Raw genomic sequence first — 18,048 nt, forward strand, 5'->3', positions numbered from 1 at the left:
GTAACGAAAGGAACCTTTCTAGCTGCATCCCATGGACAAAAGAACATTTTTTTTATGTTGTCCATCGTGTCATTTAATTATCAAAAACGAGTATATTGGGGGACATATCAAACATTGCCAGCATCTTTAATCCCCTTAAAGCAAATATTAGATGGTGGATGGTGAAAAACATCGCTTTCCAAAATTCTCTTAGGGGAGTGTTTGTAATTGAATAACTGGATACAATTACTTTTCAGGTTAGGGAGAAGACAAAACCTTTTAAATATGTTTGGCAGAAGAAGAAATAATAGAGGGATGATGTGGGCGTCTTTGTTAGGTCTAGGAGCTAGTGCAGCTGCTTATGGCTTAGGAAGGAATCGAAAAAACAATATGCAGAATCCCGTTCAAAACTTAATGAATAATTTTCAATTTAGAAGCGCTGGCCAAATGCCAAAAATGGCCAATTTAACGGAGTTTGCAAAGGAATTAGTACCTAACAGAGGTTCAAATACAAACAAATAATTTTTTTAAATCAAAATGCCCACTACAATGTGGGCATTTATTTTCGCTATATCAGTAAAGTAGCCTTGCTGTTAATGGCAAATGATCAGAGGCTTTTGACATATTAGTTAAAACCTTTGCTTCAACAACTTTAACATTTTGGCTGACAAATATATAATCCAACCTAGTTCTTGGACGATGTGACGGATAAGTGTGGCCTGCTCCTATTCCCTCAGTATACCAAGCATCTTGAAAACTCCTAGTCAATTTTCTCCATCCTCTTGATCCAGGTCTCATATTCCAATCTCCCATGATGATAATAGGATGGGGATTCTTATTATGCTTACTCACGATGAAGTCCGTTTGCATTTTATGTAGAAAGGGATTAAGACTTAAATGGGTAACATTAACTTGAAATAACTGTTTGTTTATTTGAATGGCTACGTCCAGTAATGATCTTCCTTCGACTAGACCAGGTATATAGTTAAATGAATGGCTTTTCTTTGTTACAATCGGATATCGAGATAAAAGGGCGTTCCCATATTGCCGTACCTTTGTTGAATTCTTAGATTTTATTGAAATAGACGGACTAAAAGCATGCTCCATATTTAGTTGATTCGCAAGCCAGCTGATTTGGTCTTCATAGAGACTTCGTTTTGAGAAATGTTTATCGACCTCATTAAGACCTACGAGATCAGCATCAGATTTATCAATAACTTCAGCAATTCTGTATAGATCGACCTGTTTATCAATTCCCTTGCCATGATGAATGTTATAGGTAATTACGTTAATCTCCAAAATTCTCTCTCCCAAATTAATATTCAACTCATTTATCCCCATAAATACGAAAAAAAACCCCAGAAAATATTTTGATAAGTATTTGAAATCATCTTTAGAAAAGATGTTTTTATTAGCTGCATTGTAAATACTATTTAAGGATTACATTAAAGTAAGGGGTTTTTCCATCTTGAGTAAAAAGGTCTTGATACTATCTGAAGCTATTGGGGATGGGCATACTAAAGCAGCAGAAGGGTTAATGCAAGGAATTTCTCATCTTGCTCCATCTATTCAAACACAGATTCTAGAGGTAGGCCAGACACTTCATCCTCTTACTTCAAAGCTGCTAGTTAACTCTTACCTCAAAATGATTTCCCTTTCTCCTTCAATATGGAGAAAATTGTATCAATATAAACAAAACCAGCCTCTTTCTGATTGGAAAAAATCAGTTATTTACCAACTGTTTCATCGCCGGATTGAGGTTATTATTGAACAGGAAAAGCCTCATCTTGTCATCTGCACTCATCCTTTTACTAGTTCATCTTTATCAAGATTAAAAAGGCTTGGTCATACCTTTACTCTTTGCACGGTCATAACAGATTTTCATGTTCATGGAGCATGGGTTCATTCTGAGGTAGATATTTATTTAGTATCCAGTGAAGATATATCTACTCAATTAATGCAAATGGGAATTCCAGAAAATCGCCTTATCGCTACAGGATTGCCTATAAGTTCGAATTTTTGGCTCAGAAAAAACAAACAGGAAATACGAAAAAAATTAAAACTAAAAAATATGCCTTCTGTATTGGTAATGGGAGGGGGATTAGGATTAGGTGGAATCCAGCAGCTTGCCAACGAACTTATAAAATGGAAAGAAAAGATTCAAGTAATCATATGCACTGGAAGGAATGAAAAACTAAGAAGAACCTTGTTGAAAAACAAAATGGTTCATCATCCTCATGTTCATATTATTGGGTTTGTTGAACATATTGACGAATGGATGATTGCGGCTGATTTACTTATTACAAAACCAGGTGGATTGACCTGTTATGAGGCATTATCAAAAGGGCTGCCTCTGTATATTTATCAACCAATTCCCGGTCATGAAGAAGGAAATTGTGATTATTTAGTAAAAAATCGTTTGGCCATTCAAATTGATGGATTAAATCATATCGACGAATTAATAGGGAATTTGCTTATTTCCTCAACTGAGATGCAGTTTTTGCAAGAAAGGATAAGGGAATTCCAACAAAATGTAGATCCACTAGCGAGTGCTGAGTTTATCATTAATCTTCTTCGTCAAACTAGAGTTCATTACCAAATTTAGACATGAAAACCTAATTCCGTAGAAACATAAAATGGTAACATATATTTTTTTAAGAGCGACATCCTATATATTGTTCGAAAAATTATTTCGATACATTAAGGAGGATTCACAAATGACAGTAATCACAAACATAAAACAAACGATAGCAGGGTTAAAAAGTGCACAAGCAAGCTTAGAAGGATTTGCGCTTGAAACTGACAACCAACAAGCAAAACAACTTTATAAAAATACGGCTCAACAAACACAATTAATTATTGACCAACTAAATCCTCGACTTCAGCAAGTGGAGCAGGAAGAACCACAATATAAGCAGTAAACAAAGTTTGAAAAGACCGTTTCTTAACGGTCTTTTTTCAATTCATTCAAGAAAGAGCCAATCAAATCGAATTGGCTCTTCTTGAAATATGCTTATTGATTTCCTTTTTTAACCCATTCCGCAACTGTAACAGTACGTTTGGCTTGATGCTTAACAGCACCTTGAACGTCCTCGATCATTTTACCATCTTGACCGACTGTAACACTTGTGCCGTATGGGTTTCCACCTGCACCAAAGATCACTGGATCCGTGTAACCAGGAGTGGCAATAATCGCACCCCAGTGCATCATAGAAGTATATAAGGATAACAATGTAGCTTCTTGACCACCATGTGGATTTTGTGCAGAAGTCATCGCACTTACCACTTTGTTCACTGTTTTACCAGAAGCCCATAGTCCGCCTTGAGTATCAAGGAATTGCTTCATTTGTGATGGCATGTTGCCAAAGCGCGTTGGAACACTAAAGATGATGGCGTCTGCCCATTCCATGTCAGCTGATGTTGCTACTGGAACGTCTTTTGTTGCGTCGACAGTTGCTTTCCATGCTTCATTTCCTGCAATAACAGATTCAGGTGCTAATTCTTGTACTTTTAATATTTTCACTTCAGCACCAGCTTCTTTTGCGCCTTCTGCAGCCCATTTTGCTAATTGATAGTTTGTTCCACCCATGCTATAAAAAACTACTGCTAATTTAACGTTTGTCATCTTTTCCATCTCCTTTGATTTTCCAAACAACTTGTCTAAAAAGCCCATATATGACACCTTCCATTTGTTAGTTTTTAAAAACGCTTATTAGAACCACCCCCATTGAAAACAAATAATTTTCAATGCTTACTGTTCTCTTATTCCCTATTACAAGGAATTTAATACTACACCAGTTTCATGCCTCTTGAACTCGAGATATTAATTTATTTCTTTCACCTTAATCGGTATCAATCTGCGTTCAAGTTCCTCTCTATATTGTTCATACTGTACAGGCAGCATTAACTGCTCCCCCATTGTTTCTTGTGATTCATCATGAGCAAATCCAGGAGGATCTGTTGCGATTTCAAATAAAATTTCTCCATGTTCTCTAAAATAAATAGCATTAAAATAATTTCTATCTTGAACAGGCGTTACAGCATAGCCATTTGCTGCAACATATTTCTGCCATTCCAATTGATCATTGTCATCGCTCGCTCTCCAAGCGATATGATGAACAGTACCAACACCCATTTGACCTCTACCCGTTGGAATTGCTTTTAGGTCGATTATATTTCCAATATCAGCTGAAGAGCGGAAGCGGATAAAGTCTCCTTCTTTTCCAATGAGTTCAAGTCCCATTACCTGCTCTAACAATTCTGCTGTTTTATCTGGATGAGCGGAAAATAATGTTGCACCACCGAAGCCTTTAATCGCTACTTCTGGAGTTACGCCTCCAAAGTTCCACGTATTGACTTCCCCTTCATCCCGCTCCACAATTTCCAAGTGCAAACCATGTGGATCATCGAATGCTAAATACTGTTCGCCAAACCGTTTTAATTTAGAAAAAGAAACATTGAACTTCTCTAATCTCTCTTCCCAGAAACTCATGGCACCTTTAGGAACGGCATAAGAAGTAACGCCTACTTGACCGTCGCCAATCCTTCCTTGATACGCATTTGCCCATGGAAAAAACGTAATAATCGTTCCTGGTTTACCGCCTTCATCACCAAAATAGAGGTGATATGTGCCTGGATCATCAAAGTTTACTGTTTGTTTCACTAAACGCAGTCCGAGAACTCCCGCGTAGAAATCTACATTCTCTTGTGGATGACCTACTATGGCAGAAATATGGTGGATGCCCATTGTCTTTTTATTCATTTTAATTTCCCTCCCTTTTAATAAATTTGTTTTAATCTAAGGGACAGGTACCCCATCCTTTCTCCTTGGCAGCCATTATGAAAAGCATAGCTAATAACGAAGCCTTTCTTTTCACTTCATTTCTAGAATAAAAAAGCATCAAGACTATACTGGCCTGCACCGATTAAAGCAATAGCAACCGCAACTGCAAGCACCGTTAAGTTATATTCATATCCATTTGAAGTCGCCCATAATCCGTTAGGACCGTGAACCTTAAAGATAGCTATGAGCATGGTTCCTGCAATTATAATTCCTGCAAGTGGGGTTAAAAGACCTAAAGCAAACAATATTCCACCAATAAGCTCTGCTAATCCTGCGAAGAGTGCCATCGTTACTCCTGGCTTCATTCCAATGGAGTCAAACCAGCCTCCTGTACCCTTTAACCCATAACCACCAAACCAGCCAAATAATTTTTGAGCACCATGGCCAATGAATAAAATTCCAATTACTAAACGAATAATTAATAAACCAATATTTATCATCTATTAATCCTCCTACAAATTTTTATCTCGAATCCAAGATATATTATTAAAAAAATATAAGTCTACACATTATTCCTCACCTTTTTCAAAAGATGCACCAATGTCTCTGCCTCATCAGAATCTAGTGAACCAAACAGATCATCAACTAACTCATGGTATTTCGGCATGATTTCCTTCATCAATTCTTTTCCCTTATCGGTTAATAACACATGTATCGCCCGGCGGTCATCTGGACAGGCGGTTCGATTCAATAATCCTCTTTGTTCTAACTTATCTAAACAATAGGTCATCGAACTGCTCGAAATTAATATGCACTTTCCAATTTGGTGAATGGTTTGTTTCCCTTTTTGATACAGTACCTCTAAAACAGAAAATTCCGTTATGCTTAGCTTGTTTTTTGTCATTTCTTCCTTTATTCGCTCATGAATTTCTTTAGATGTTTGCATTAATATCAAAAAGGGCAAATTCATGCATTTTCTCGCCATTTATTTCACCACCTATAAATCTCGAATTAAATTATCTCTGATTCGAGATAATAATAATACTTATCATTTCTTTTGTCAACAACTTAAAAAAAATAAGATAAGAGCTGACCTTAGTAGCACCTAAGTATATTTCGCACCCCTTGATGACTATAAACAATCTATGTGTCTCCTAAAAATATACCTTTTACAAATAATTCATACAACTCAAACCAGTAATTAACATTCATTCGATAAAGTTTATATAGAGGATGATAGTTTGTTAGCCCATCCTATTTTTCTTCAAATAAATATTTTGAGAGGAGAATTTCAAATGAAGGTTGTTTTAATAGGGGATTTACATTATCCAGCAATCGATGAAACAGTTCCAGGTTTATTTGAAGCACGAGCTAACTTTTATGAATGTTTTATTGACAGATTTTTAGAGGTTGACGCGGATTTACATGTATCACTTGGGGACTTAACGAATTTTGGCCGTTATTCTGAACTTCAAGGAATTTATACTCATTTAAAAAGAAAAGAGAAGAACTTTATCCACGTTTTAGGGAATCATGATTTATATGCACAGCCAAGAGAAGATGTGCTGAAAATGACAGGCCAAGCACGCTATCATTCCATCTCAACAGACGAAGCTGTATTTGCATTCTTAGACACTGCAAAGGAAATGGATTTTGAAGATTGGGGAGGCTGGGTTGACGAAGAGCAATTGCAGTGGTTTGAAAATGTCGTAAAAGAATCTGGATCTAAACCACTCCTCGTTTTTGCCCACCATCCTGTATTTAATACGACAAAACGCTCCGATATAGACAAAGGCTCTATCCATCCTAGTATTGATATGTGGAGGATATTAGATCAAAAGGACGGAATCGGTGTTTATTTTAACGGACATACACATGTTGATTCCATTGTCCGCCAGAAAAACTGGACCTTTGTCCAAACATCTGCATGCCTAGACCAGCAGGCATTCCGTCATATAGACATTACTTCTGAAGAGATCATTGTTCAAGCGATTGATGTAAAAAATAATTCACTAATGGAAAGTGCTGCCGTTATTTATAACAATATTAAACACTTTTCACATAATCCGATTGCAAGAGGTACCGACGAGGACCGTGAATGCCGGATCCCGCTCATACCAGTTGGAAGTAAAAACTGATTTACCTTTAAAAACCACGGACAGATTTACTTTTTCTAGGAACAAATACATATCATCAAGAGTCATAGATCCCGCATATCCATACCAAAAAGGCGATCACCTTATCATTGGTGAATCGCCCTTTTTATTTTTCTCTTTCTTCTCAAGTAAAAAATAACGATACTTAAAGATCCTAATGAACATACAAGGCATAAAAGAAAGTACGGGGGATAATAAACAAGCTTAACCTCATTTATTCCTTCCTGCAGCTTAATTCCAATAAACGCATAATTCGCCTTTAATACTTCCTGTTTTTCACCATTCACTTTAACGCTCCAGCCTTTTTCAAAAGGAACAGGAATCAGGGCGAATTGATCATTCTCTTCATTATCTACTGTAAATGATAGAGAATTTCCAGACCAACTTACGATAGGTGCTGGCTTCTCTGCATACTTATCCTTTACCGCTTCAAGTACATCATAATTTTCCTCATAAATATTGAAATCATTGAATTCATAGGAACCTTTAGGAACTCTAATTTCTATGCGCTCTTTTGCTGCTATCCTGACCGTTATCTTATTCACATTTGTCCTGTAAGTAGATCCCATTTCTTTCCTTGTGGTCCTATATTCATTTACCTGAAGCGTGAATTCCTCCTTATTAATATTCCCTTTTATATTGCCCTTGTCTTTTATATAAAAGGAAACATAGAGATCCTTAACAGACGGATCCAATTGATCAAGAACGAGATCTACCCCGCCCTCTTTACCAGTCACCTTTAACAAACCATTCTCATACTTGGCATTAACTGCTTCAATCTGTGCATGATTTATAATGTTCTTGCTTGCTGGAATCGCAGCAGGCATATCATCGCTTTTTCCCTTTAAAACAATTCCTGTTAACATTGCCCGCTCTTTTTCAACTAGAGATTTCCCTAGCAAAGCTTCTTCAGAAAAAACATTGCCTGTTGTTCTTACAAATGGAAGCATATTCTGATTTTGGTAGGCAACATATTTTCCCACAGAGGCAAACTCCGAAAATCCATATGGTATTGCATCGTCTCCCCGTTCTGCAACATAATACTTCCCCATTAACATACTATACAAATTCGCCCGATCTCCTAGAGAGGCATATCTGCTGACACTCTCGCGCCCCATATCAATTCCCAAATCATTTAAATAAAACAACAGCAAATTTTTATTTAAAATGCTGGAGTACACACTAAATCCTTTAAAATCTTGAACAATCGGTGTATTATTTCTCGTTTCAATCATCCAGTCAACCCGAGCAAGCGAATCCTGCTCTTCACTCTGAATAAAACGGATTAGTTCCTCCTGTTGCTTCCCATTATATAGATCACTCTGCATAAATTCCTTTGATACTCTATACTCTGTACCTGTCTTCGTCAGCCTCTCCTCTTGAAAAAAATTCGCAATCGACACACACGAAACGACAATAATGATGATTAATCCCTTCCACACTTGATGACTTTTCGTAAATGCATAAATATAGACAACAAACACGACGAAACCAGCCGATATCGCCATATTGGCCGACTTTAGAGAAGTAAACTCCATTGTAGGATCGTAAAAATAAATAAGAGCATACAACATCAACAACATTGCGCTCGATAGAACCAGCTGCCACTTCTTTATTTTTCCTAACTGTTCTAGTGCAGATGCTGTCATTCCTCCTGCTGCTAACGATAAAAAATACTCCCATCGATATTGCGGCGCCGAAAAACCATTGAAAACACTGCCTATAAAAGGACTATAATGCATAAAAATTAGCAAAATGATTATTGATGCATAAAAGCGAAAAAGACGATGACGATAAAATGAAAACAAAAAAAGACTAAGTAGTACAAAGGCTGGTAAATAAACAATCCGGCCATTTAATAAAAGATTATCGACAAAATCAAACACGGGCACAGGATCTTCATATGGAGGACGGTAATTGTTTAAATAACCATGAACAGATGGTACAAATGAAACGGCACTAATACCAATGCCTGAAAGACCACTTAGAAGATAAAGCTTAATTTGAGTCCATTTACTTGTTTCTATATCCCTCAGCCGAATCATCCATCGAAAAAGGATATAAAATCCCGCTAATAAAAAATCCACATAGGAAAAATAAAAATTATCAAACAAACTAATGGAAACAGCTAGTATAAACCAGCCCGCTTTTCTTTCCCTAATGATTTTCTCTACACCAATAAGGAGCAGCGGCAGCCATATCATCGCATCAGCGAAAAACTCCCAATAAGTAACATGACGAAAGTAAATAATGCTTGTTCCGTACACAACTGCACCAGTAAAAGCCGGCACTTTAGAAAACTGCATATACCGAAAATAGAATGTCGTTAACATTATGATAATCGTCAAGCGGATCACGCTTATGACAAGAATTAAGTCTGCCCAATAATATAAATCAGGCTCATCAATTACTTGAGCGCTCTCCAGCAAAAAAGTGACAAATGCTGTCACCATAAAAACGATCGACATCGAAAAATAGTAACCTAGCAGGGTATATGTACTTCCTCCTAATCCAAAATTAGGCGAATAAAAAAATTCCCCACTTTTATATTGATCGTACAGTAATTGTTTAAATGGAAGCATTTGAGAAAGCCCATCATTTATCCCAGTCATATAACGGCCATCAAACCATTCCGTAATAAAGAATAAATGGCTCATCCATGCTATGGTCAAACTTAATAAAAATAGAATGAATAAATCTTTCCTTTTTTTCAAACGTTGGATCAGGCGGTCAAGTAAAGATTGGTCATTAGGAAAAAGCTGAGGTAATTTATGTTTTGACTGTATCATGATGGCTTCAATATTCTCCTTGTAAGAATAAAGGTCATTGGAACAGTAATAAAGACGGCTGCAATTGGCGCAAGACTGCTGCTAATATGGAAAAGGTCAACAAATATGAACAATAAAACGGCTGTTGCAATTGTATTAAAAGCTTGAGTGAATGGAAAACGAAGAAACCTTGACCACGTCGGCTTTACCTTATACGTATACATCGTATTTAATAAAAAGGAACCTATTAAACTAAATAAAAACCCGATAGTATGTGAGAGGATATAATGGAACTCTAATATATGCAGACAAGCCATATATAGGACGTAATAGTGAAGAGTATTCACGACCCCAACAATGACAAACCTTAAAAACTCTTTTTTATTGAATAACATGCTTATCTCTCTTCTCTGCGGCTGTTTCAATATTTGTTTTTCCTATTATATAATGCGGGCGTTTTTTTGTTTCATAATAGATGCGGCCGATATACTCCCCAATAATCCCCAAACAGACAAGCTGAACCCCTCCTAAAAAGAGAACAGCTGAGATTGTAGTAAAATATCCGGGAACCGCGATGCCATTTTGCAATATCTCAGTGAAAGTAATGATAATATAAAGCAGAGACAATATTAGAACAAAGGCCCCTATATAGAAGCATGCACGTAATGGTTTGTGGTTAAAGGAGACTACTCCATCTATTCCGTAGTTTATAAGTTTTGCAAAGGACCACTTTGTCTCCCCTTTTTCTCTTGCCACATTCTCATAGGAGATGACCTTTTTCTCAAGGCCAATCCATGAATATAAGCCTTTAGAAAATCGATTCCCTTCACTAAGCACTAATAGCGCATCAACCGCTTTACGGCTAAGAAGTCGAAAATCTCCTTCCCCGTCAGATAGCTCCACATCCACAGCTTTATTTATTAATCTATAAAATGCGAAGGAAATGAATGATCTAATAAGTGAATCACCCTTGCGATTTCTTTTGGCAATCACTTGATCATATCCTTCCTCATATCCCTTTAAAAGCTTAGAAATCATAGAGGCAGGATGCTGTAAATCAGCATCCATCATAATAACAGCATCTCCTTGTGAATGGCGGAGGCCTGCTAATAAGGCAGCCTCTTTTCCAAAATTACGTGAGAAAGATACGTATTTAACCTCTGGATAACAAAAAGCCAAATCTTGAATAGCCTCAACTGTTCCATCCTTGCTGCCATCATCCACAAACACTACTTCATATTCATAATGCTGAATCAGCATTTCAGACTCGATTGCTTTGAGAACATTTTGAACATTTTCTGCCTCATTATATGAAGGAATAATAAAAGAGATTGTTAGGCTCCCCATGCTTTCACCCTTCCGAAAATTATTTAACTCCTGTATAAACAAAGGCTCGGATAATTTGACGCTGAGCAAAAAAGAAAACAATTAAGATCGGAAGAACTAAAATCATATTTCCAGCCATCAGGACGTTCCAGGCAATTCCTCCATCAACCTCTCTTAATTTCGAGATTCCGAGCGGAAGTGTTCGGGCCGCATCACTTGTTGTCATAACAAGTGGCCAAAAGTAATCATTCCAATGACTAATAAAACTAAATAAAGCAAAAGTAATCAACACTGGCTTTGCAATTGGGATCATGATTTTTAAAATGATTTTCCATTCTGGCGCTTCATCCAGTCTGGCCGCTTCTAAAAGCTCCTCCGGGACTTGCATAAACGATTGGCGAAGCATGAAAATGCCAAACGCACTCGAAGCAAATGGTAAAATAAGCGCCCAAAGCGTATCAAGTATACCCCACGAGCTCATCTGCAAATAAACTGGGAGGAATATGAGCTGGCCTGGAATCATTAAGGTAATCATCGTTAGGGCGAAGAAAAATGTCTTTCCCGCAAAACGATATCGGGCAAATGCATAAGCGGCGGGAATAATCGTTAAAAATTGCAAAATCAATATCCCGACTGACACCACTAAACTATTTAAAAAGTATTTAAAAAATGGCCCTGAATTCCAAGCCTTTGTGAAATTTTCCCAAATAAATTGTTCTGGGATCCACTTAGGCGGAAAGGTTAGCGTTTCTCCTAAAGTCTTAAAGGATGTTGATATCATCCACACAAAAGGAAAAGCAAACACACATACAATAAGAATTAATCCAATTCCGTTTAAAAGCTTTCCTAAATAGGATGTCTTCATATGAATCCTCCATTTTTAGCGATAATGAACGCGCTTTGCAAGTAGCCTAAAGTATAAAATCGTCAGTAAACCGACAATGATGAGCAATAGCACACCTGCCGCGGACGAATATCCAATTTTAAAATATCGAAAACCATATTCATAAATATAGTACACAAATGTATTCGTTGAATTGATTGGCCCGCCTTTAGTCATAATGGATATGGTCTCAAACACCTGAAAGGAGCCAATTAGGCTGATGATTGTTAAGAAAAATAAAGTTGGCGACAGCATGGGCAATGTGATTTTCCAAAAAGTACGCAACTTGCTCGATTCATCTAATTGAGCCGCTTCATACATATCCCGAGGAATGCTTTGCAGGCCGGCAATGAAAATTAGCGTATTAAAGCCAATCCCTTTCCAAACAGCCACAATAACTAGCGAAAAAAGGGATGTACTCGGATCTGTCAGCCAAGATACATTCGATAGGCCAAATAAATTTAAAAACCAATTTAATAAGCCATAATCTGTATCCATCAGCCACATCCATAGCATGGAAACCGAAACAAGTGAAATGATATGCGGGCTAAATATGGCCCCTTGAACGAAGCTGTATACAGTGCCATTGTGATTAAGCCAAAGAGCTAAAATGAGTGAGATTATCATCGTGAGTGAGACAGTTAATGCCGTGTATGTAAATGTGTTTTGCATGACTTCAACAAATTCACGCTCAGCAAAGAGTGTCGTGAAGTTTTGCAGACCAACAAATTGTTTATCCGGGCTCACGAAGTTCCATTCATGCATACTTAAATAAATCATGTAGCCAATTGGATAGATAAAAAACAAGCAAAATATCACAATGGCTGGAGAAATCATGACATATGGCCGCAGTCTGTTCCAAGCCATGTTATCTCCCTCCCTTTATGAGAACAGGTTCATTGTGCTTAATTGTGACGGAACGGTTTCGTTCACCGTGATAGTTAAAGAAATACAGTTTTTCATGCGGGATTCGAAGCTGGACATTCCTTAAACGGTCAACCGGCTCACTAAAGCTTTTACAATTGATCATTCCCGCATTTGTTTTTACAGAATAAATCGTTTCAGCTCCTAGAGTTTCTCTTGTTAAAATCTCACCAAGCAAAATAATAGAGTGGGGATCAGTTTTTTCTGCTGCAGACAATTGAATATGCTCGGGTCTGAATCCAACATATTTCACATCACCATTAAGTGCAGGCAAAAAGTTCTTCATTTTTTCAAAGTCCATAATATTCATCGCTGGAGTACCGATAAAATTAGCTGTAAAAATATTATTCGGATCATGATAAACATTCATCGGACTATCCTTCTGCTGAATTTCCCCTTTGTTTAAAATAACGATTTCATCTCCCATGGACATGGCTTCGACCTGATCATGTGTCACATAAATAAAGGTTGTGCCTAAACGTTTATGCAGCTGAATTAATTCTGTTCTCATCTGTCCGCGCAGCTTTGCATCGAGATTAGAAAGTGGCTCATCCAGGATAAAAACCTTTGGCTTTTTGACCATTGCTCGTGCTAGAGCGACACGCTGTCTTTGTCCACCGGATAGCTGTTGAGGTTTTTTATTTAGATAGTCTGTCAAGCCAACAATTTCAGAGATTTCTTTAATTAGTTCCTCACGCTCAAGTTTAGGCACCTTCTTATTAATTAAACCGAATTCAATGTTCCCTCGTACCGTCATAGTTGGATATAGAGCATAGTTTTGAAAAACCATCGCAATATTACGCTTGCCTGGCGGTGTATCATTAACAAGCTGATCGCCAATCCATATCTCGCCAGATGATTGTTTTTCAAGCCCCGCAATCATGCGAAGAGTGGTTGATTTGCCGCATCCAGAAGGACCGACCAAGACGGTAAATGAACCATCACGTATCGTTAGATTTAGATCACTTATTACCTCTTCATCTTTAAAAATTTTTGAAACATTTCTCAGAATAATCTCAGCCATGCGTCACTTCTCCTTCTCAAAGAATCAATTAATCTATTGACTAATGTATAATCGTGATCTCATCTCTCAAGCTATCTTCTTTCGATTCATCTAATGAATGACTGCATAATTGCCGAAGAAACGCTGTCAGATCTTCAATTGTTTGGACTTTAACATCCCATTTAGTCGAATCGGCATGAGAATATCTTGAAATTAGACATGTTCTCCCACCAAGATTTTTCACGGGATACAAATCATTAAATGGGTTGTCTCCAACCGACAATATCTCATCAGGCTGATAACCCTCTGCTAGCAGTATTTCCATCATTTGCTGCATTCCAACAGGCTTTTTGGCGTCAAAAATATATTCATCAAAATGGCGTTCAATCTCTAAATACTTTAAGAATTCGAGTCCAGACGGTCCAGGTGTATTGGTCATAAAAACTTTTCTCTCTACATTTAAATCAGAAATTGCTACAAATAAAGCTTGATGACGATAAATTTTGTTTGGCTCACAGAGCATTTCTTTGCGCACCAAATCGAATGCCATCATCTTGCTTGATTTATCCACGTTATACTTCTCAGCGTATAGTCCAGCGATTCCCCATGGATCTCCTAAATAGAAAAGATTCTTTCTCTCCTCCATAACCTCTTCATGCTCTTCTCCATCCCAGGAAAAACATGCGGTTGGGTTAAGGTTTTCATGAGCGTACACCTTTTGATTTTCGCGGTTATAATAGTAACCAATACGTATAGGATGGCTGCCTTCTAATATCGAATAGGCTTCTAGAATGACTTGTTCTAATTCACTTTTTGATAATTGCTCTTTAAGCATATGCTGAATATAACGACCTAAAAATGTGTAATCCTGATATAATGTTCCATCTAAATCAAAAATCACAGCTTTAACTTTTTTTATCCAGTCCATCATTCGTGTTCCCCCCTTGAAAGTAAGGAAGAAAAGCTGATTCTTCACACTTTTCTTCCAGAACAATCTATAAATCTGCCATTCTTATTTTTGAAGCAATTGATTCGATTTTTCAGCTGCTGCATCAAGTGCATCTTTAGGTGATAGATCCTTTTCTAATAAAGCTCTTGTAATTTCATTCGTAAGAATCGTAGCAATTTCTGGATAGGCTTCAGCCATTGGACGAGGATGTCCATATTGCAATTGATCAACTGCTACTTTAAATTGCGGTGTTTCCTTATATAAAGCTTGCATTTCTTCTGACTCAACTGCGGACAAACGGCTTGGTAGATACCCAGTATATTTACTTGCATAAATCGTTTGCTCTTTCGCAGTCATAAATTTAATAAATTCCCATGCCGCTTCTTGCTTTTCTTTGTCCAATCCAGCTGTCATGACAAGATTAGCTCCGCCTGTAGGCACAGCATTTTTTTTATGTGAAGGCATAAATGCTGTATTTAATTCAAATCCCTGGTCTTTAGCAACAGATAGATTATAGGAAAGGTCGGCGGTTGAAGAAAAAATCATTGCTGAACGGCTGTTTGCAAAGTCTTGCTTGGCTACTTCAGCTGCTGTTTCTCCACCTGGAACCTTAATGATTCCTTCCCCGGCAAGCTTTTTCCAAAATTTCAGTGCTTCAACACCAGCTATATCATTGAATGTTACTTTTGAGTCGTCATCTGCCACCATTTGACCTCCAACAGATCCAACAAAAGCTTCATACATCCAAATGTTTACCGGCATTGTCATTCCGACTGATTTGTCTTCTACTGTAAGAACTCTTAAATAATTTTCAAAATCTGCCCAATCTTTTGGACCCGATGGATCAAGACCAGCCTCTTTTAGCATCGTTGTATTCATATAGAGAATAGGAGTACTGCGCAAGTATGGGAGACCATAAAGCTTGCCACCTACATAGGAATTCCCCATTAATCCAGGATTAAAATCGTCCATTTTTATATCATCACGCTCGATAAATGGCGTTAAATCCTGTGTCATTCCTGATTTCGCAAATACACCAATTGAAGAAATTTCGTTCAATGTAACTTCAGGAGCATTTTTAGCAGCCAATGCAGCCTGTGTTTTAGCATGAAGGTCGACATACGTGCCTTGGTATTCTGCTGTTACATGTATTTTGTCTTGGGATTCATTGAACATTTTTACTAGATTTTCATTGTTTTCCCCAATTTTATCTCCCCAGGCATACCAATATGTAATTTCAATCTTTTCTCCGTTCTTTCCGTCCGCCTCACTACCGCCGTCCCCTGTTGTTCCTGCTACTTTATTCGATTGACAGGCTGTAAGGAAAATCATTAATAGAGTTAGCATGAAAACAAATATTTTTTTCAATTGTTATTCCTCCATTTATTCATTCATATTATTAAAATGCTATAGTCCGTTTATCCAAGCTTAATTTCTTTGTCCGTTAAGACCTTTTCACCACCTCCGAAAAAACAAATAGACCTCAAATAAAACGGGATGATCCGTTAGTATTTGAGGTCTCTCTCATTAGAACCAATATTTTCTATTCACTTTTCAATTATGATTGTAACGATTAATTGTTATAGAAGTTTTATAATTATGTAAATAAACCCTAAAGATCAAATAATCAAATAATGGTTTTTATAGGAAACTATTAGCGCTGCTTTAGAGATCCTCTTTCCAAATATCCGTATTAGAGGTAGTTATCGCAATCGCCCCGCAGGCAAGCACCTCCATAGCATGTGCTTTTTCCGAAAGCAACCCGCCAGTAATCAGCGGTATTTTCAATTGCTTGCTTAAGTCCCTAATTACATGCGAAAGTCTTGATGGCATGATCTCAATTATATCAGGGGTGTTTTGATCTAATGAATGCAATACATAATCATATACTTCCGTATCGATCATAAACACTCGCTGTACAGCCATAAGCTTCCTCTTCTTCGCTTTTGCAACCATATTAGGCTTGGTTGATACAATGCCTAAAGGCTGTACATAATTCGCAATAAAATCAATTCCTTCATCATTCATGCTCAAACCGCCTATTTTTTCAATATGAACAAAAACAGGCAAGCCTTCTTTTTTGAATAAATCAACGTATCTTTTTATTGACATGATATTTCCAGTAAGCAAAAAAACAGCACTGATCCTATCCTTATGTTTAATAACTTTTTCAATCCCTTTAGGGCTCTTCACTGCTGCGATTTTTTTGTATTGATTTAGCCGTATAAAAAATTCTTTCTCCTCATTGTTCCGGTGCAATTGAATCACTCCTTATCGGATTTCCTATACTTAAGTATAAAGAACGAGTGTTAATTCCATGTAAATTCATCCTGAAAATGTAAACTAAGAGAAAAAGGCCTGACATAGGTACAAAATTTCCTTCAATTATATACTCTTCATTTATTAGTGATTTTCCTATTATAAGTAGATTTCTTTTCGCGACGTCACTACTTTTTTAGGAATGAGAGGGTGCCTGTCCCCATCCCTTTTAGAAAAACCCTCTAATGCAATTTGCACTAGAGGGCCCTGTATATATTCATTTCGAATGAATAAATGCTGATATAACTCTTTTTTGATCATGTCTATAATAATGAATGAACGGACTAATGATACTGGAAGTTGAAACAGAAGCTTGGGTAGCTCTATCAATATCAAAGGTTCTTAATATACTAATCCCATTAGCCCCATCGTATGTAAAGTACTTACTTTTGCTTTTTCCGTTGTAATTAAAGGATAAGGAAGTTAGATTAAGCTGTGTTAAACCAATACCAACTTCTTTTAGATATGCTTCCTTTAATGTCCAAAGTGTAAGCAAATACCGCTTGGATTCCTCAACATTTCGTATCGTTCGAAAAAAGGATAATTCCTTTTCTGATAAAAATAGCTCCTCCGTTCCTTCTAGGAAAGGAAAAGGATTTAAACTTTCGATATCAACACCTATTTTTCCCTCTGAACTAATGCCCGTAAATATCCATTCAGCTGAATGCGATATACTAATGTCTCCTATCCATTGATCAACTTTCGGCTTCCCATATTTATCTTTTTTTATCGATAATTCTCTTTCTACATTAAAGTACTTTTTCCAGCAGTATTTGATTTGTATCACAGCAAGTAATGATCGTAATTGATCGAGTGGCTGCTTATATTTAAGAATCGATTCTCGTTCATCTACAGAACACTTATCTAGTAATTCATTAAAGGTTTGCTCTGAAACAGGAGTGAAATTCATAAGAGCAATAACAGCTTTTGGCGAGTTAACCTTTAATCCAAACATTCT

The 18,048-nt window shown here is 37.1% G+C and carries 19 protein-coding genes; 4 read left to right on the forward strand and 15 right to left on the reverse strand.

Features of this window, described 5'->3' with window-relative positions; all coding sequences use genetic code 11:
* Positions 1-207: 207 nt before the first annotated feature.
* Positions 208-501 (forward strand): hypothetical protein, encoded by a 294-nt coding sequence (locus F7731_RS17745; protein WP_151536141.1) that lies wholly within the window; start codon positions 208-210, stop codon positions 499-501.
* Between the two features lie 51 nt (positions 502-552).
* On the opposite strand, the gene F7731_RS17750 is transcribed toward F7731_RS17745, so the two are convergent.
* On the reverse strand, positions 553-1,278 hold the full coding sequence (locus tag F7731_RS17750) for an endonuclease/exonuclease/phosphatase family protein (RefSeq protein ID WP_246197280.1): 726 nt from the start codon (positions 1,276-1,278) through the stop codon (positions 553-555).
* Between the two features lie 169 nt (positions 1,279-1,447).
* On the opposite strand from F7731_RS17750, the gene F7731_RS17755 reads away from it, so the two are divergent.
* Positions 1,448-2,584, forward strand: coding sequence for an MGDG synthase family glycosyltransferase (locus tag F7731_RS17755; protein ID WP_151536143.1), 1,137 nt, complete (start codon positions 1,448-1,450; stop codon positions 2,582-2,584).
* Between the two features lie 112 nt (positions 2,585-2,696).
* A complete protein-coding gene (locus F7731_RS17760; RefSeq protein WP_151536144.1) occupies positions 2,697-2,900 on the forward strand; it encodes a DUF1657 domain-containing protein in 204 nt (67 codons plus the stop codon).
* Between the two features lie 92 nt (positions 2,901-2,992).
* On the opposite strand, the gene wrbA is transcribed toward F7731_RS17760, so the two are convergent.
* From wrbA to F7731_RS17780, 4 genes are all read right to left on the reverse strand, one after another.
* Complete coding sequence (gene wrbA / locus F7731_RS17765) at positions 2,993-3,604, reverse strand: NAD(P)H:quinone oxidoreductase (RefSeq protein ID WP_151536145.1); 612 nt, start codon at positions 3,602-3,604, stop codon at positions 2,993-2,995.
* Positions 3,605-3,802: 198 nt separating this feature from the next.
* Positions 3,803-4,741 carry a ring-cleaving dioxygenase gene (locus tag F7731_RS17770; protein ID WP_151536146.1) on the reverse strand — a complete coding sequence of 313 codons (939 nt, stop codon included), beginning with the start codon at positions 4,739-4,741 and terminating at the stop codon, positions 3,803-3,805.
* A 122-nt stretch (positions 4,742-4,863) separates the two neighbouring features.
* Entirely contained in the window at positions 4,864-5,262 is a 399-nt protein-coding gene (locus F7731_RS17775; RefSeq protein WP_151536147.1) for a DoxX family protein, read from the reverse strand.
* Between the two features lie 62 nt (positions 5,263-5,324).
* A complete protein-coding gene (locus tag F7731_RS17780) occupies positions 5,325-5,747 on the reverse strand; it encodes a MarR family winged helix-turn-helix transcriptional regulator (protein ID WP_151536148.1) in 423 nt (140 codons plus the stop codon).
* 310 nt (positions 5,748-6,057) lie between these two features.
* Here F7731_RS17780 and F7731_RS17785 point away from each other — a divergent pair, with 310 nt between their 5' ends.
* On the forward strand, positions 6,058-6,900 hold the full coding sequence (locus F7731_RS17785) for a metallophosphoesterase family protein (RefSeq protein WP_151536149.1): 843 nt from the start codon (positions 6,058-6,060) through the stop codon (positions 6,898-6,900).
* Positions 6,901-7,004: 104 nt separating this feature from the next.
* Here the strand turns inward: F7731_RS17785 and F7731_RS17790 are convergent, their stop codons facing one another.
* The 10 genes from F7731_RS17790 to F7731_RS17835 form a co-directional block, all read right to left on the reverse strand.
* Positions 7,005-9,707 carry a YfhO family protein gene (locus F7731_RS17790; protein ID WP_151536150.1) on the reverse strand — a complete coding sequence of 901 codons (2,703 nt, stop codon included), beginning with the start codon at positions 9,705-9,707 and terminating at the stop codon, positions 7,005-7,007.
* Positions 9,704-10,081, reverse strand: coding sequence for a GtrA family protein (locus F7731_RS17795; protein WP_151536151.1), 378 nt, complete (start codon positions 10,079-10,081; stop codon positions 9,704-9,706). Before F7731_RS17795 ends, F7731_RS17790 begins: the two co-directional genes overlap by 4 nt.
* On the reverse strand, positions 10,068-11,033 hold the full coding sequence (locus F7731_RS17800) for a glycosyltransferase family 2 protein (protein WP_151536152.1): 966 nt from the start codon (positions 11,031-11,033) through the stop codon (positions 10,068-10,070). The genes F7731_RS17795 and F7731_RS17800 overlap by 14 nt, the downstream gene beginning before the upstream one ends.
* Before the next feature lie 19 nt (positions 11,034-11,052).
* Positions 11,053-11,877 carry a carbohydrate ABC transporter permease gene (locus F7731_RS17805; RefSeq protein ID WP_151536153.1) on the reverse strand — a complete coding sequence of 275 codons (825 nt, stop codon included), beginning with the start codon at positions 11,875-11,877 and terminating at the stop codon, positions 11,053-11,055.
* Between the two features lie 15 nt (positions 11,878-11,892).
* Positions 11,893-12,762, reverse strand: coding sequence for a carbohydrate ABC transporter permease (locus tag F7731_RS17810; RefSeq protein WP_151536154.1), 870 nt, complete (start codon positions 12,760-12,762; stop codon positions 11,893-11,895).
* A 1-nt stretch (position 12,763) separates the two neighbouring features.
* On the reverse strand, positions 12,764-13,843 hold the full coding sequence (locus F7731_RS17815; RefSeq protein WP_151536155.1) for an ABC transporter ATP-binding protein: 1,080 nt from the start codon (positions 13,841-13,843) through the stop codon (positions 12,764-12,766).
* A gap of 40 nt (positions 13,844-13,883) precedes the next feature.
* Complete coding sequence (locus F7731_RS17820; RefSeq protein WP_151536156.1) at positions 13,884-14,753, reverse strand: HAD family hydrolase; 870 nt, start codon at positions 14,751-14,753, stop codon at positions 13,884-13,886.
* Positions 14,754-14,834: 81 nt separating this feature from the next.
* Positions 14,835-16,139, reverse strand: a complete 1,305-nt coding sequence (locus F7731_RS17825) for an ABC transporter substrate-binding protein (RefSeq protein WP_151536157.1) — start codon at positions 16,137-16,139, stop codon at positions 14,835-14,837.
* A gap of 297 nt (positions 16,140-16,436) precedes the next feature.
* A complete protein-coding gene (locus F7731_RS17830; protein WP_151536158.1) occupies positions 16,437-17,030 on the reverse strand; it encodes a glycerol-3-phosphate responsive antiterminator in 594 nt (197 codons plus the stop codon).
* Positions 17,031-17,307: 277 nt separating this feature from the next.
* Positions 17,308-18,045 (reverse strand): 4'-phosphopantetheinyl transferase family protein, encoded by a 738-nt coding sequence (locus F7731_RS17835; protein ID WP_151536159.1) that lies wholly within the window; start codon positions 18,043-18,045, stop codon positions 17,308-17,310.
* Positions 18,046-18,048: the final 3 nt, after the last annotated feature.

Origin of the sequence: Cytobacillus depressus (genome assembly GCF_008923245.1) — a bacterium.
GTDB lineage: Bacteria > Bacillota > Bacilli > Bacillales > Cytobacillaceae > Cytobacillus > Cytobacillus depressus.